This window comes from Bacillus sp. RB3 (assembly GCF_030164735.1).
Lineage (GTDB): Bacteria > Bacillota > Bacilli > Bacillales > Bacillaceae_G > Bacillus_A > Bacillus_A cereus.
The window spans coordinates 452,050-468,063 of sequence record NZ_JASNGE010000002.1 but is presented as its reverse complement, the minus strand read 5'-3'; the positions used below and the strand labels follow the sequence as shown (position 1 = coordinate 468,063).

The following is a 16,014-nucleotide window of genomic DNA, read 5'->3' as shown; positions in this document are numbered from 1 at the left end:
AAGGCAAGAGAAATAGCAAAAGCTAAAGAAGAAGAGAAGGCAAGAGAAATAGCAAAAGCTAAAGAAGAAGAGAAGGCAAGAGAAATAGCAAAAGCTAAAGAAGAAGAGAAGGCAAGAGAAATAGCAAAAGCTAAAGAAGAAGAGAAGGCAAGAGAAATAGCAAAAGCTAAAGAAGAAGAAAAAGCAAGAGAAATAGCAAAAGCTAAAGAAGAAGAGAGAGCGAAAGAAGCATCTAAAAACAACATACAGTCTGCTAAACGTGAATTAACGGTAGTAGCGACAGCGTATACTGCTGATCCAAGTGAAAATGGTACATATGGTGGACGCGTTTTAACTGCGATGGGGCATGATTTAACGGCAAATCCGAATATGAGAATTATCGCAGTTGACCCGAAAGTAATCCCATTAGGATCTAAAGTATGGGTAGAAGGTTATGGAGAAGCTATCGCTGGTGATACTGGAAGTGCAATTAAAGGTAATCGTATTGATGTTTTAATGGGTTCAAAAAGTAAAGCTATGAATTGGGGAAGACAAACTGTTAAAGTGAAAATTTTATAGTAACAATAATTATCCAAATAGAAGTCAGTTCTCTTTATTGAGGCTGGCTTTTATTTTTTTAGTAGAAGGATAATAGGATTTTTAAATGGCTTATTACTAAATCTGTAATAAAACATAAAAATTAATTCTCTGTTTTGATTTAAAAGATGGGAGACTTGCTGAACTTAAAAGTAATGAACTAAATATTTTACCATTCGTTTCATGCTTGAACTGCGGGATGGTGTGGGAACCGCAATATTTTCAGTTAAGTGATGGAGGTAAAACAGTTCAAATCATACAGCAGCAAAATATAGAAGAATGGATAATGGAAGAGGAATATAAGTTACCAGTTTCATTACCAAAAACAACGGTAAAGCTTATAAATATGAAAAATGAAGATATACCTATAGATGAAGATAGTTACTGGGAAGCTTTTGACTTGTTCGGTTCTGAATATGTATGTAGATTATTAGGGGTACCGTTATATGATGATCTTCCAAAGGATTTGGCGTGTCCAACTTGTGCGAAAGAGATGAAATATGTTGCTACAATTACTCAAGATATTGAGGAACGTGGACTTATTTCAGTAGTTAATTTCCAGTTTGGGGAAATGAATATATACTATTATTTATGTATAGATTGTTTAATTATAAAAACTGAAATACAAAATACATAACAAGCCTAACATATTATGTTAGGCTTGTTTTTTGATCGCAACATCATTAAGAATTGCATCAAATATATCTTTTTGCGTAAAGTTATCTGTAAAAATAGTTTCTCTGGCAACCTTAATAGTATCGTGCGGATTATACCATTTTTGTAGGGAATCTTCACCAAATTCGTGTCGTTTGTCCCTTGTGTTATGTCGTCTAATAGTTTCCTCTAATGATAAATCAAAGTAATATGCAAATGCATTTTCATCAAAATAACGAATTAATTCTTTTAACATCTCACCATACCTATGACTGTTCAATATACCTTCTAAAATAACAAATTCACATTTTCCTTTTCCGTACTTCGTAATTTCAAATAGTAAATCATGTGATAAATTACCCATTGTGTCGTGTACTCTAAGCATATCTCTACGTACAATATCCTGTGATACTAAAAGTGTCCCTTGTCCGAAATGTTCTTGTAGTTGTTTTGCAATCGTTGTTTTACCACTTGCGGAGTTTCCTCTAAGAATGATTAAAGTGGATGTGAATATAGGATTAGACATAATGTATTCCCCCCAACAGTATTAATTATATAGAAAATTTTAACAAATAAAGTGAGGAAAGTGTATAATCAATATGATGGATATTTAAGGAGGGGGTAAGATGGGGGATATATTAAAAAATGCACAACCTATATGGAAACGGACTTGGTTTCGTTATCTAGGGGCATTTTTTATTGTTCAGTTACTGTTTATCCCGCATTAACGGGCAGTAAGACGCCCACCTCAAAATTCAGCGAAAGCGAAGAAGTTAGGTGGGGGATCAACTGTCCGTAAAAGCCTGATTGGTTCAACTAATAATCAGTGGTGGATGAACAAAACCCCCACTGATTAAAGTTTCACTTTATTTTGTGTGAAATCACTGCGTGGGCGCCAAACTTTAGGCCAGGCGGAGAGTTTTTTAATAGAATATTAAATTCTCAATTTTTCACTGAATGGTTCACACTCTATACAATCCCGCAATTTAACGTATTTACAGCATTTTTTGCGATTACATTACTACCATATGCATTAGTAGGTGCAATGAAAGATGTAACAGCAAGAAAAAATATAAAGGAATAATAGAGGTATAATATGCTTTTTCAAAAAGAAGGTTTATTGATTAGATACGTAATGGAAGATGATGCATCTATCATTTCTAAATGGTTAACGGACCCAGCAGTCCTGCGGTATTACGAAGGACGAGATAATCCGCAATCTGTAGAAAAGGTGCTTGATCATTTTATACATAGTCCAAACAGTAATGAAAAAAGATGTTTAATAGAATTTGATACCATTCCGATTGGTTACATACAAATGTACCCAGTGGATTCAGAGTGGAAAGCGTTATATGGCTATAAAGAATCACAAAATGTATGGGGTATGGACCAATTTATCGGTGAACCAGCCTATTGGGGAAAGGGAATTGGAACAAAACTCGTTCAGGCAGCAATTACATATATTATGGGTGAAATGGGAGCAGAAGCAATTGCAATGGATCCGAAAGTAAATAATGAACGGGCAATAAAGTGTTATGAAAAAAGTGGATTTAAAAAAGTAAAGATTTTAAAGGAACATGAGTTGCATGAGGGGAAGTTAGAAGATTGTTGGATGATGGAATATAAACAATAATAATGGCTTATACAAACAAAGGGGGATGTGTGAAATGAAAAAAGCATTAATCGTAATTGATGTGCAAGCGGGTATGTATACAGCTGGAATGCCAGTACATAATGGGGGAAAGTTTTTTACAAACACTGCAAGAGCTTATTAGGGAATGTCGTTCAAATGATATTCCAGTTATTTATATCCAACATAACGGTCCTAAAGATCATCCGTTAGAAAAAGGTACGGATGGATGGCGAATCCATGCGGCCATCGCTCCGCAAGAAGGAGATAATATAGTTGAAAAGACGACTCCAGATTCATTCCATAATACAAACTTAAGCGAAGTGTTACAAGAGAAAGGAATTGAACACGTTATTCTTTCGGGAATGCAAACAGAGTATTGTGTAGATACGACAACGCGCAGAGCATGTAGTGAAGGATATAAAGTAACGTTAGTGAGTGATGCACATAGTACATTTAATACAGAAGTGTTACGTGCTGAAGATATTGTGAAACATCATAACGCAGTATTGGGAGCGTTTGCGGATGTTGTTGCAGTAAAAGACTTAAAAGTGGCTGCCTCTAAATAAGAGGCAGTTTTTTATTAGAAAAAATAGCGTCAAATATTGTTAGTAGGTCGGTATTTTGAAATAATCACTTATATAATTTCACGTACCATAATGAAAAAATACAAAAAAGGAGCACCACATAATTAAAAAGGGCGCTCCTGCATTAAAACGTTACTTTTTTTTATCTTTATCCAATATATTTTGTTCTTCAGCAAACTCTGTACCATATGCAAAGCGGCGATTAATACGAATGTTATCATTGTTGTGCCTTGTATGAGAGTTAGAGAAGCGATGAACGATTACTTCAGATAAAGTGAAGACGATGGCAGAAAGGATACTGCCCCATGCAATTTGCATATAGTTGTCTAATAAAATATTACCGAAAATCCATACGCTTAAATATGTTAATAAGAAATCCGACATAATGGCACCAGTATTGCCAATTCGATTTAAAATGATTTTATCAACGAACATGTAGGATACGATTGTAACAAAGAGACTGAATGAAATAATTTGAACAAACGTTGCAGGGAAAAATAAAGCAAGCCCAATGCTAAATGCGATAATGCACGATATAAACTTGATAAGCACTACTGTGAAATCATTCAAAATTTACACCTCCGATTTATACATAGTTTTTCAATAAATTCTGGAGTTCATACATTGTAACGGATTTATTTACATAAAACTTTTTCATGTTCGGAATTTAGTCTAAATATTATAAAAACAATGAAAAAATGTTATAGTAAAATGAGAGTGTATGACATTTTTAGGTAAGGGGGAATCCAGGATGTGGATTACTTCAGAAGTAGAAATTCCAGATGAGTTAATTGATCACCTTGAGCAAGGAAAGTTAGTATTATTTGTTGGAGCGGGAGTTTCTATGAAAGGGAAATCAAACTTACCGAATTTTGATGATTTAGTTGATGAAATTGCAAAAACGTTATATGTCGAAAAACGTGAAATAACAGAACCACATGATTATTATCTTGGTAAAATTGCGAAAACAAAAGATGTACATCAAGTCGCAAGAGATCTTGTTCATATAGAGAAATCAAAACCGAATCCATTGCATTATGCAATTCCAAGGCTATTTCCTTTAGATACAGATATCCGCATTGTAACAACAAATTTTGATCAACATTTTACAACAGCAATTAAAGAAATAAATAGAGATATCAATGTTTATTACGCTCCAGCTTTACCGACTGGGAGAGCTTTTAAAGGTCTTGCTTATATACATGGTAATGTAGAACAGGAGAAAGAGGCTTTAATTTTAACAGATGGTGATTTTGGAAGGGCTTACTTAACAGAAGGGTGGGCGAGAAGATTTTTAGTTGATCTATTCTCAAATTACACCGTTTTATTCATTGGATATAGTCATAATGACCCAGTAATGAAATATTTAGCAACTGGTTTACCACCAAGTACAAGACGATTTGCTTTTGTCGCACAAGGAGAAAATACGTACCATTGGGAACATTTAGGGATAAGACCAATTGTGTATCCGAATAAGGTGAATAATCATCAATCCCTCGTAAAAGCGGTAAAACGCTGGGCTGAATTAATGGGTGATAATTATATTACGAAAAGAATGCGTATTCGGGATATTGTAACGGTTCCCCCGTCAGTAGAACAGGAACAATTATCATACATAAAGCAATCGATTAAAAAAATTGAAACAGTGCGTTACTTTGTGGAATTTGCTCATGATTATGAATGGGTCGAATGGTTAGAAGCAGAAGGTAAATTACAAAATTTGTTTATGCTTACGCCAAACTATAATGAAGTAGATGAATTACTTGCAGAATGGTTAGTGGAACAATTTCTTTTTAGTCATCAGAAAGAATTATTTCAATTAATTTATAAAAACTATTCTAAAATATCACCGTTATTATGGAGAACAATTTGTAACTACTTAAACGAAACGAAGAGTAAGATGGACCCGCTGTTGTTTGCAAGGTGGACACTCTTTTTATTAGAAACAGCTGAAAAAGATAGTAGCTCTATAGAAAAGATTTCTAAGTTACTGCAAAAATGTTCTTTTCCTGAGCATAAAGAAATTGCCTTATTGTTACTAACTTTTATTTTAGACGGAAAACTGAAGTTGAAACGTGTAAGAAAATGGGGAAATGATACGCAAGAATCAATAGAACTCGAGGAATCGAGTCGCTTACCAGTATCTACATTTTCTCATGTGGAGCAAATTTGGAACGAAAAGATGAGGCCATATATCGCTTATTATGCTGTTCCAATTATGATGATTGGATTAGAAAAATTGAGAATGTTGTCGTTAAGACAAACGGCACTGAAAAAAAGAAATAAGGAAAATGTAGAGAAAGAGTTTCATCAAAATGATCTTGCATTTTTAATACGAATTGTAAAAGAGTGTCTAACTTATTTATGCGAAAACAATGAGAAAAAAGCGGATTATTATATTACAGAAATGATAGAAGCAAATAGTGTACTTCAAAAGCGAATTGCAATTGATGCGATGAATAAAAATATTTTTGTTCGTGTAGATGACAAAATGAAATGGTTGTTACATGAAGGACTTATTTTAGATTTCACTTATAAACACGAAGTTTTTCAACTTTTAAAAAGGCATTATGCACATTGTTTAGAAAAAACAAAAGAAGAAGTCACTCGAACTGTAATAAAGCATCTTACAGAAGAGAGGGTATTTGATGCATGTCTCGTATTAGACTTATTATTCAAGTGTGATTCGAATAGCCCATCTACGGCAAATGGGTATGAGTTAATGAAGCAAAAGCATCCTCATTTTCATTCTGAACGATACAGTGTACAAAAGAAAGAAGATACAGCAGAAAGCATTACTTGTAATGTAACTGCTGACGGATTATTGCAGCTGAAAGATGTTGAAATTATGAAGCAAGTTCAGCAATTTTCGCAAGATGGTGTTTTTGAACAACGCCATTTTTTAGAGATGTTATCAAAAGCATGTAAATTAAACACAGAATGGAGTATTTCATTTGCATACCAATTAGTAGGAGTGCAAGAAATAAGTAATGAAGTATGGTTTGTTTGTATTAGAGAATGGCGAAATAATCGAGGATTGACGAATGAGCAAATCCAAAAAATTATTCCGCTATTGCAGAAATTTGTTAGAAATACTGCTTTTCATTGGTTAATTAGTAGTTTTCTATATGAAATTAGTAATCGACTAGAAGAGTTAGAAGAGAACAGTATACGTGTTGTAAAACGATTTGCTTTTTCAGTGTTCCCTCAAGTTATGAAGAGTGATACAGACTTTAAGCTTGGGAAACAAGATTTTTATAATGAATCAATTCAGCATCCAGTTGGAAAAATGACGGCTGTATTATTAAAGTTGTTATCATATGATCATTTATACGATCGTAATGTATATGAATATTTATTTTTATTTGAAGAACAAGTAAGAGTTAATTCGGAACGAACAAACTTTATGTTTGCTCGTTTAATAGCAGATATTACATTTCTATATCATATTGAAAAACAATGGTGCCGAAAATATTTGTTACCATACTTAGATTTAAAAAAACAAAATGAGATTACGGAATATGCATGGGCCGGCTTATGTTACACGCAAATAAATTTACCTTTATTTACAGAAATGAAGCGATTTATTAAGTATGCGATAGAACATTTGGAAGTATTACATCCGCATACGAGAGAAGCTTTCTTGAAGTGGCTTAGCTTTGTATTTATTAAATGTGTACTATATTGGGAGCAAAAAACAAATTGGTTATACCCGTTACTCATACTAGAAAATGAAGAAAATAAAATTAAGTTTATGCAGTTTTTATGCTATTACGTCAAAACATTAAGTGTAAAAGAACAACAAAAGTTTTGGACAGCTTGGCTCAGTGTATTTTTGCGAGAACGACCAAAAATGGGTGAGATAACTGCGAGAGAATATGTGATGCTTTTACGTATTATTTTATACATGGATGAAATATTAGAAAAAGGATTATGTATTATGTCTCGTGCATTTTCAAGTGTACATGGTAAATGTACAGGTGAGGAAATGAAGCGGTTATTGATTGAAATGCTTCATAAAAAAGAAAGTATGAAAGCGCATAAAGAAATGTTTGCAAATGTGTTTTTTATTTTACTACAAACATGTCACGAAGCCGTTTTATTTGAAAAAGAAATCATACAAATAAAAGAATTATTAGTTCAGTATGAAGTAGAGGAATATGTTTTACATTTACTAGAAAATGAAATAATTCGCATAGGAATTGTAATGGGTGATTTACAAAAAGAATTATAGGACGAAAGTGGAATTTAAAAAAATATATAAAAAGTTGTTGACAGTGTTTTGAAAAGCGTTCTATAATACGAATCATACTTATTCAATTTCAAAAACATTTGAATAAACAAAGTGCAATGAAGAGATCACAGTAGTGGTTAGTCTTACTGTAACAGAGAGCTGGTGGTTGGTGTGAACCAGTACAGGGATAATCATGAATTACAGTCTTGGAGCATCTTTTTCGTAATAAAGATAGTTTGTCTTTATGAGGAAAAAGCGGTCAATTGATCGTTAACAGTGAAGAGAGGTAGACGGAAAGTTAGTCTACAACTAGGGTGGTACCGCGATAAATATCGTCCCTACTGATTTATTCAGTAGGGACTTTTTGTATTTTAGTGGTTCAACTTGAAAATTAAATAGTCATGCATTGAAAGGAAAAGCAGTAGTTGTTGTTTCCCTGTAACAGAGAGCTGGTGGTTGGTGCAAACCAGTACATAAACAAGAGCGAATTACAGTCCTGGAGCATCTTTTTCGTAGTAAAGATAGTATTGTCTTTATGAAGGGAAAGACGGTCAGATGATCGTTAACAATGAAGAGAGGTAGACGAAAGAAGTCTACAACTAGGGTGGTACCGCGATAAATATCGTCCCTACTGATTGAATCAGTAGGGCTTTTTTGTACAAAAAAGTGGGTTTTTAACTAGTAGTTCATGTCTTTGTACGAATTATTAGTTTAAAATAAGAAGAGGTATCGATTCCACTATAAATTTGTATAATTAGTCAGTTCAGAAAATAGAGAATTTTTTATTCTCTTACTATACTTTTAAAACATTAGAGGAGGATTTCCAAATGGCAAATCATGAATTAGATCAATTACGTAAACAGGTAGATGAAATTAACTTACAACTATTACACCTTTTAAACAAACGTGGTGAAATTGTTCAAAAAATTGGAGAGCAAAAGCAAGTACAAGGCACGAAACGCTTTGATCCAGTACGTGAGCGTGAAGTACTTGATATGATTGCAGAGCATAACGAAGGACCATTCGAAACATCAACAGTTCAACATATTTTCAAAACGATTTTCAAAGCAAGCTTAGAGTTACAAGAAGATGATAACCGTAAAGCGTTACTAGTATCACGTAAAAAGAAACAAGAAAATACAATTGTTGATGTAAAAGGTGAATTGATTGGAAACGGAACACAAACGTTCATCATGGGACCTTGTGCAGTAGAAAGTTTAGAACAAGTTCGTCAAGTAGGGCAAGCGATGAAAGACCAAGGCTTAAAATTAATGCGCGGTGGTGCATTCAAACCGAGAACTTCTCCATATGATTTCCAAGGTTTAGGAGTAGAAGGACTTCAAATTTTACGTCAAGTAGCAGACGAGTTTGACTTAGCAATTATTAGTGAAATTTTAAATCCGAACGATGTTGAAATGGCATTAGACTACGTTGATGTAATTCAAGTTGGCGCACGTAACATGCAAAACTTCGATTTATTACGAGCTGTAGGTAAAGTTAACAAACCAGTATTATTAAAACGTGGATTAGCAGCAACAATTGATGAGTTCATTAACGCAGCGGAATACATCATTGCGCAAGGTAACGATCAAATTATTCTTTGTGAGCGCGGTATCCGCACATACGAAAGAGCAACACGTAACACATTAGACATTTCTGCAGTACCAATTTTAAAGAAAGAAACACATTTACCAGTTATCGTTGATGTAACACATTCAACTGGACGCAGAGATTTATTATTACCAACAGCGAAAGCGGCACTTGCAATTGGCGCAGATGCAGTAATGGCTGAAGTTCATCCAGATCCAGCAGTTGCATTATCAGATTCTGCACAACAAATGGACATTCCAGAATTCCATAGATTCATGGATGAGTTAAAAGGTTTCAAAAATAAATTATCTTAATTCCATATCATATATGCATTGAAGAGGAAACAGTAGTGCTTATCTCACTGTTAAAGAGAGCTGATGGTCGGTGTGAATCAGTACAAAGGTAAGCATGAATTACAGCCTTGGAGCATCTTTCCCGACAACTTTTGGAGGGTAAGACGGTCGAACGATCGTTAAAGAAGAAGAGAGGTAGACGAAAGAAGTCTACAACTAGGGTGGTACCGCGATAAACATCGTCCCTACTGAGCGCTCAGTAGGGACTTTTTTGTACAAAAAAATAGTAAAGGGGCAAGAGAAATGAGATACATTACAGCTGGAGAATCACATGGACCGCAGTTAACAGTTATTTTAGAAGGTGTACCAGCAGGTTTGACACTTACGGCGGAACATATTAATAAAGAATTATTAAGAAGACAAAAAGGTCATGGACGCGGAAGACGTATGCAAATTGAAACAGATACAGTTGAAATTGTAAGTGGTGTTCGTCACGGGATGACACTTGGATCACCGATTACGTTAATTGTAAAAAATGATGATTTCAAACATTGGACGAAAGTAATGGGTGCAGAGCCAATTTCGGAAAAAGAAAGTAAAGACATGAAACGTACAATTACAAAACCACGTCCCGGACATGCAGATTTAAATGGAGCAATTAAATATGGTCATCGTGATATAAGAAACGTATTAGAGCGGTCATCTGCAAGAGAAACGACAGTTCGTGTAGCTGCTGGTGCAGTTGCAAAACAAATTTTAAGCGAATTAGGCGTGGGAATTGCAGGACATGTTCTTGAAATTGGTGGAGTAAAAGCAAAACATATTTCAAACTTATCAATTGAAGAAATTCAAACAATTACTGAAAACTCACCAGTTCGATGTTTAGATAAAGAAGTAGAGCAAGAAATGATGAATGCGATTGACAACGCAAAAAGTAGTGGAGATTCAATCGGTGGTATTGTGGAAGTCATTGCAGAAGGTATGCCGATTGGCGTTGGTAGTTACGTTCATTACGATCGTAAATTAGATGCAAAACTTGCTGGTGCAATTATGAGTATAAATGCATTTAAAGGTGCTGAAATCGGCGTAGGTTTTGAAGCGGCACGACAACCAGGAAGCAAAGTGCATGATGAAATTCTGTGGGATGAAAAAAAAGGATACACGAGAAAAACGAATAATGCCGGCGGTTTAGAAGGCGGTATGACAACAGGTATGCCAATTATCGTAAGAGGCGTGATGAAGCCAATTCCTACTTTATACAAACCGTTAGCAAGCGTTGATATTGATACGAAAGAAGCATTCCAAGCGAGTATTGAAAGATCTGATAGTTGCGCAGTACCAGCAGCGGGTGTAGTAGCTGAATCTGTTGTGGCATGGGAACTTGCAGATGCACTAGTCGAACAATTCGGAAAAGATCGTATGGAATTATTAAAACAAAACATTATGCAACACAATAACTACGCAAAAGAATTTTAATAAAAAGGTGGGTTTAACGTGCAAGTAAAAGATCAACTATCATCATTACAACCATATAAACCAGGTAAATCACCAGAACAAATGAAAGAAGTGTACGGAGATCATTCGTTTGTGAAATTAGCATCGAATGAAAATCCATTTGGTTGTTCACCGAGAGTTTTAGAAGAGTTGCAAAACTCTTGGTTGGAACATGCTTTATATCCTGACGGAGGTGCTACAACGCTCCGTCAAACAATCGCAGATAAGTTGCATGTGCAAATGGAACAAGTACTTTGTGGTAGTGGTTTAGATGAAATCATTCAAATAATAAGCCGCGCCGTATTACGAGCGGGAGATAACATTGTAACAGCAGGTGCAACATTCCCGCAGTACCGCCATCATGCGATTATTGAAGGGTGTGAAGTGAAAGAAATTCCTTTAAATAAAGGTGTATACGATTTAGACGAAATTTCGTCAGCGGTAAATAATAATACGAAAATCGTATGGATTTGTAATCCAAACAACCCGACGGGCACATATGTGAATGAGCAAAAATTAACTCAATTTATTGAAGGCATTAGTGAAAATACGTTAATTGTCATTGATGAAGCGTACTATGAATACGTAACAGCAAAAGATTTCCCTGAGACATTACCGCTTTTAGAAAAACATAAAAACATTCTTGTACTTAGAACGTTTTCTAAAGCATACGGATTAGCTTCTTTCCGCGTTGGATATGCGATCGGACAGGAAGAGCTAATTGAGAAATTAAATGTCGTACGTTTACCATTTAACGTATCTTCATTAGCGCAAAAAGCAGCGACGATTGCTTTTGGTGATGACGAGTTTATTAAAGAAATAGTTCACATGAATACAGAAGGATTACAGCAATACGAGAGTTTCTGTAAGGAAAACGGTATACCATTTTATTCGTCACAAACTAATTTCATCTTCTTACCGGTAGATAATGCTGGAGAGATTTATGAAGCTTGTGCACATGCAGGATTTATTATTCGTCCGTTCCCGAATGGTGTCCGTATTACAGTTGGAACAAGGGAGCAAAATGAAGGGGTGATTTCAGTGTTAAAACAACACTTTGAAAATAAAAAAAATAAGTCTCGAGATGAGGCAAATGCGTAAAAAGGTAGTATTAATTGGAACAGGTTTAATAGGAGGCTCTCTCGCATTAGCAATTAAGAAAGAGCACGATGTAACGATAACAGGGTACGATATATTTAAAGAGCAAGTAGAGCGTGCAAAAGAATTACACGTAGTAGATGAAATAGGAGTTGATTTACAGCGTGCATGTGAAGAGGCACATTTAATTGTTTTTGCTTCTCCAGTTGAAGAAACGAAGAAGCTATTACACAAACTTGCGTCATTCCGTTTACGAGAAGATGTTATAGTGACTGATGTTGGTAGTACAAAAGGGTCTATTATGAACGAAGCGGAAGCTTTATTTTCAAAGGATGTTTCTTTCATTGGTGGACATCCGATGGCGGGTTCTCATAAAACGGGAGTTGAAAGTGCAAAGGCACATTTGTTTGAAAATGCATTTTACATTTTAACACCGATGAATCACGTGCCAAATAAACAAGTGGAAGACCTTAAAGTATGGTTAAAAGGAACAGGGTCACATTTTCTTGTTTTAAATACGGAAGAACATGATTATGTAACAGGGATCGTTAGTCATTTTCCGCACCTTATCGCAGCAGGTTTAGTAAAGCAAGTTGAGAAACATGCAGGAGATAATCCGCTCATTCATCAACTAGCTGCTGGAGGTTTCAAAGACATTACACGTATCGCATCTAGTAGTCCAAAAATGTGGAGTGATATTGTAAAGCAAAATCGAGAGCATTTAATGGTATTATTAAAAGAGTGGATCTCTGAAATGGAAGATTTATATAAAACAGTTTCTACCGGAGATGCAGGCGAGATTCAAAACTATTTTGCAGATGCGAAAGAATACCGTGATTCTTTACCAGTAAGAAAGAGAGGGGCAATTCCTGCCTATCACGACTTATACGTCGATGTATTAGATAAGGTGGGGGCATTGGCTCATATTACGAGTATTTTAGCGCGCGAGGAAATTAGTATTACGAACTTGCAAATATTAGAAGCGCGTGAAGGACTGCTTGGGGTATTACGTATTAGCTTCCAAAGGGAAGAAGATCGTATGAAAGCAAAGCTAGCGCTTGGAGAAGAAGAATACCAAACTTATGAAACAATTTAAATGAGAAGGTGAAAAACGTGAAAGAAAGAACAATACAACCCGTTAATAACGGATTGAATGGTAATATTACAATCCCAGGTGATAAATCCATTTCACACCGTGCTGTTATGTTCGGTTCTATTGCAGAAGGGAAAACAACAATTAAAGGTTTCTTGCCCGGTGCAGACTGTTTAAGTACGATTTCATGTTTTAAAGAAATGGGAGTAGAAATTACGCAAAACGGTGATGAGGTTACTGTAGTTGGTAAAGGATTAGAAGGTTTACAAGAACCGAAAGCTGTATTAGATGTTGGTAATTCTGGTACAACAATCCGATTAATGTCAGGTATATTAGCTAACACACCATTTTTCTCTTGCGTACAAGGTGATGAATCTATCGCAAAAAGACCGATGAAGCGTGTAACAAACCCATTAAAACAAATGGGCGCAAACATAGACGGCCGAGAAGAAGGAACATTTACACCGTTAACAATACGTGGCGGAGATTTAAAAGCAATTGAATATATTTCTCCTGTTGCAAGTGCACAAGTAAAGTCGGCTATTTTACTTGCAGGTCTTCGTGCAGAAGGTGTAACAGTTGTTACAGAACCACATATTTCACGCGACCATACGGAAAGAATGCTTGAAGCATTTGGTGTTAAAGTAACTCGCGAAGGGAAAACAGTGAAGCTGTCAGGTGGACAAAAATTAACAGCAACAGACATTCAAGTGCCAGGTGACGTATCATCAGCAGCATTTTTCTTAGTAGCAGGTGCAATCATCCCAAATAGTAAACTAGTATTACAAAATGTAGGGATGAATCCAACCCGTACAGGTATTATTGATGTTTTAGAAAAAATGGGTGCTACGTTCACTGTAGATCTAATTAACGAAGGGGCATCGGAACCAGCTGCAAATATTACAATCGAAACATCTTCATTAAAAGGAATTGAAATTGGCGGAGATATTATCCCTAGATTAATCGATGAGATTCCTGTAATCGCATTAGCGGCAACGCAAGCAGAAGGAATTACAGTAATTAAAGATGCACATGAATTGAAAGTAAAAGAAACAAACCGTATTGATACAGTCGTTGCTGAATTAACGAAACTAGGAGCTCGCATAGAAGCAACTGATGACGGTATGATCATTTACGGAAAATCAGCTCTAAAAGGCAATGCAGTAAATAGTTATGGTGATCACCGTATCGGAATGATGCTTGCAATTGCTGGTTGCCTGGCAGAAGGAAAAACAATTATTGAAGATGCAGAAGCAGTAGGTGTATCATATCCTACATTCTTTGACGAACTTCAAAAATTAGCTAAATAAAAAGGATGGAAAGCAGATACGTGATGTATCTGCTTTTTTTGTTAAAACGTCCTTGTAGTTTCACTTACCGAACTATAATAGTAAGAATTATGATACAATTCAAACAGGGAATGGAGGAGAATTATATGAATGTCATACAATTAAAAGAAGATAAGTTCAGAGAAGCATTACGTTTATCAGAATACGCTTTTCAATATAAAGTAGATGAGGAACGATTACAGCAGCAACTTACAAAGATGAAGGAAAGTCATGAAATATACGGCATTATGGAAGGGGAAGACTTAGCGGCAAAACTACACCTCATTCCGTTTCATATTTACATAGGTAAAGAAAAATTTAAAATGGGTGGCGTTGCAGGAGTAGCGACGTATCCAGAGTACAGAAGAAGTGGGTATGTAAAAGAGCTACTTCAACATTCACTTCAAACAATGAAAAAAGATGGCTATACAGTCTCTATGTTACATCCATTTGCTGTTTCATTTTATCGTAAATACGGCTGGGAACTTTGTGCGAATCTACTCAAATGTCATATAAGTAAGAGCGATTTAGTGATGAAAAAACAAGTAAATGGTACTGTGAAACGTTTTAATAAAGAAAATCATCCAGAAGAAGTCGAGAAGCTCTATGAAGCATTTGCAGAACGTTTTTCATGTATGTTAGTTCGAGAGAAGAACTGGTGGTTACAAGCGGTTTATGATGATTTAACATTAGCGATTTACTATGATGAAAATAAAAAGGCAGCAGGTTACATGTTATACAAAATAGAAAACTATAAAATGACAGTAGAAGAATTTGTACCACTGCATAATGAAGCACGAAATGGTCTGTGGAACTTTATTTGTCAGCATGATTCTATGATTAAAGAAATTGAAATGACAGTAAGTGAAAGCGAACCGTTATTATATTCATTGCAAGAGCCGCGCGTGAAGACAGAAATAAAACCATATTTTATGGGAAGAATTGTAGATGTAGAGCAGTTCTTAAAACAATATGAGTTGAATTGGAGCAATGTACAGCAAGAAGTGATCCTAAACATTACAGACGCATTTGCTCCGTGGAATAACATAACAGTGAGACTTGCAAATCATGAAATAACAATAATAAAAGAAAAAACAATAGATAAAGGCATCAAACTGGATATAAACGAGTTATCTACAATAATGTTCGGCTATAAACGTCCGTTACAACTGAATGAATTAGAATTAATTAGCGGAAGTGAAAAGGAAATACAAGCGTTTGAGAAAATAGTTCCGGTACGAGAAGCATTTATTTATGATTTCTTTTAAGTTTTCAATAGAAAATTGGGCTGCCCAAAAACAATTTTTGGGACAGCTTTCTCTTTGGTTGTCGGTAAGTCGATATATCCTGAAAATCGCTGATATAATTAGACTTGCGCTGATATATTCTAATAATCGTTGATATAATTTTTTCACTAAAACGTAACTATACTTTGTC

Annotated in this window: 11 protein-coding genes, 4 pseudogenes and 3 other annotated features; of the genes and pseudogenes, 13 read left to right on the top strand and 2 right to left on the bottom strand. The window is 35.2% G+C overall.

Annotation, left to right across the window (positions count from 1 at the left end):
- Together QO049_RS05350 and QO049_RS05345 are read left to right on the top strand one after the other, a co-directional pair.
- Positions 1-558, top strand: a 558-nt coding sequence (locus QO049_RS05350) for a 3D domain-containing protein (RefSeq protein WP_284489197.1), incomplete at its 5' end; no start/stop codon positions are given.
- Between the two features lie 124 nt (positions 559-682).
- Positions 683-1,213: pseudogene (locus tag QO049_RS05345) on the top strand (hypothetical protein); the annotation flags it as partial.
- Positions 1,214-1,231: 18 nt separating this feature from the next.
- On the opposite strand, the gene QO049_RS05340 reads toward QO049_RS05345, so the two are convergent.
- A complete protein-coding gene (locus QO049_RS05340; protein WP_000070079.1) occupies positions 1,232-1,756 on the bottom strand; it encodes a kinase in 525 nt (174 codons plus the stop codon).
- 100 nt (positions 1,757-1,856) lie between these two features.
- Between QO049_RS05340 and QO049_RS05335 the strand changes: the two are divergent.
- The 4 genes and pseudogenes from QO049_RS05335 to QO049_RS05320 form a co-directional block, all read left to right on the top strand.
- Positions 1,857-1,940: pseudogene (locus tag QO049_RS05335) on the top strand (YfzA family protein); the annotation flags it as partial.
- A 155-nt stretch (positions 1,941-2,095) separates the two neighbouring features.
- Positions 2,096-2,314 (top strand): annotated as a pseudogene (locus tag QO049_RS05330) (YfzA family protein); the annotation flags it as partial.
- Positions 2,315-2,326: 12 nt separating this feature from the next.
- Positions 2,327-2,863 (top strand): GNAT family N-acetyltransferase, encoded by a 537-nt coding sequence (locus tag QO049_RS05325; RefSeq protein ID WP_000898772.1) that lies wholly within the window; start codon positions 2,327-2,329, stop codon positions 2,861-2,863.
- 34 nt (positions 2,864-2,897) lie between these two features.
- Positions 2,898-3,429, top strand: a pseudogene (locus QO049_RS05320) (cysteine hydrolase family protein).
- A gap of 150 nt (positions 3,430-3,579) precedes the next feature.
- Here QO049_RS05320 and QO049_RS05315 read toward each other — a convergent pair.
- Entirely contained in the window at positions 3,580-4,017 is a 438-nt protein-coding gene (locus QO049_RS05315; protein WP_000997702.1) for a YndM family protein, read from the bottom strand.
- 181 nt (positions 4,018-4,198) lie between these two features.
- Between QO049_RS05315 and QO049_RS05310 the strand changes: the two genes are divergently transcribed.
- From QO049_RS05310 to QO049_RS05280, 7 genes are all read left to right on the top strand, one after another.
- Positions 4,199-7,681, top strand: a complete 3,483-nt coding sequence (locus tag QO049_RS05310) for a DUF4020 domain-containing protein (protein WP_246960283.1) — start codon at positions 4,199-4,201, stop codon at positions 7,679-7,681.
- A 107-nt stretch (positions 7,682-7,788) separates the two neighbouring features.
- Positions 7,789-8,024 (top strand) — a binding site (T-box leader).
- Between the two features lie 54 nt (positions 8,025-8,078).
- Positions 8,079-8,314: a binding site (T-box leader), on the top strand.
- Between the two features lie 194 nt (positions 8,315-8,508).
- On the top strand, positions 8,509-9,585 hold the full coding sequence (locus QO049_RS05305; protein WP_001273575.1) for a bifunctional 3-deoxy-7-phosphoheptulonate synthase/chorismate mutase: 1,077 nt from the start codon (positions 8,509-8,511) through the stop codon (positions 9,583-9,585).
- A 9-nt stretch (positions 9,586-9,594) separates the two neighbouring features.
- Positions 9,595-9,814: a binding site (T-box leader), on the top strand.
- A 53-nt stretch (positions 9,815-9,867) separates the two neighbouring features.
- Positions 9,868-11,040 (top strand): chorismate synthase, encoded by a 1,173-nt coding sequence (gene aroC / locus QO049_RS05300; protein ID WP_001269429.1) that lies wholly within the window; start codon positions 9,868-9,870, stop codon positions 11,038-11,040.
- Positions 11,041-11,058: 18 nt separating this feature from the next.
- The gene (hisC, locus tag QO049_RS05295; RefSeq protein WP_001197272.1) at positions 11,059-12,159 is read left to right on the top strand and encodes a histidinol-phosphate transaminase; all 1,101 of its coding nucleotides are present in this window, start codon (positions 11,059-11,061) and stop codon (positions 12,157-12,159) included.
- Positions 12,152-13,252: a prephenate dehydrogenase gene (gene tyrA / locus QO049_RS05290; protein ID WP_001228131.1), complete on the top strand. Its 1,101-nt coding sequence runs from the start codon at positions 12,152-12,154 to the stop codon at positions 13,250-13,252. Before hisC ends, tyrA begins: the two co-directional genes overlap by 8 nt.
- A gap of 17 nt (positions 13,253-13,269) precedes the next feature.
- Complete coding sequence (gene aroA / locus QO049_RS05285) at positions 13,270-14,559, top strand: 3-phosphoshikimate 1-carboxyvinyltransferase (protein ID WP_098208246.1); 1,290 nt, start codon at positions 13,270-13,272, stop codon at positions 14,557-14,559.
- A 125-nt stretch (positions 14,560-14,684) separates the two neighbouring features.
- Positions 14,685-15,845 (top strand): GNAT family N-acetyltransferase, encoded by a 1,161-nt coding sequence (locus tag QO049_RS05280; protein ID WP_246960280.1) that lies wholly within the window; start codon positions 14,685-14,687, stop codon positions 15,843-15,845.
- Positions 15,846-16,014: the final 169 nt, after the last annotated feature.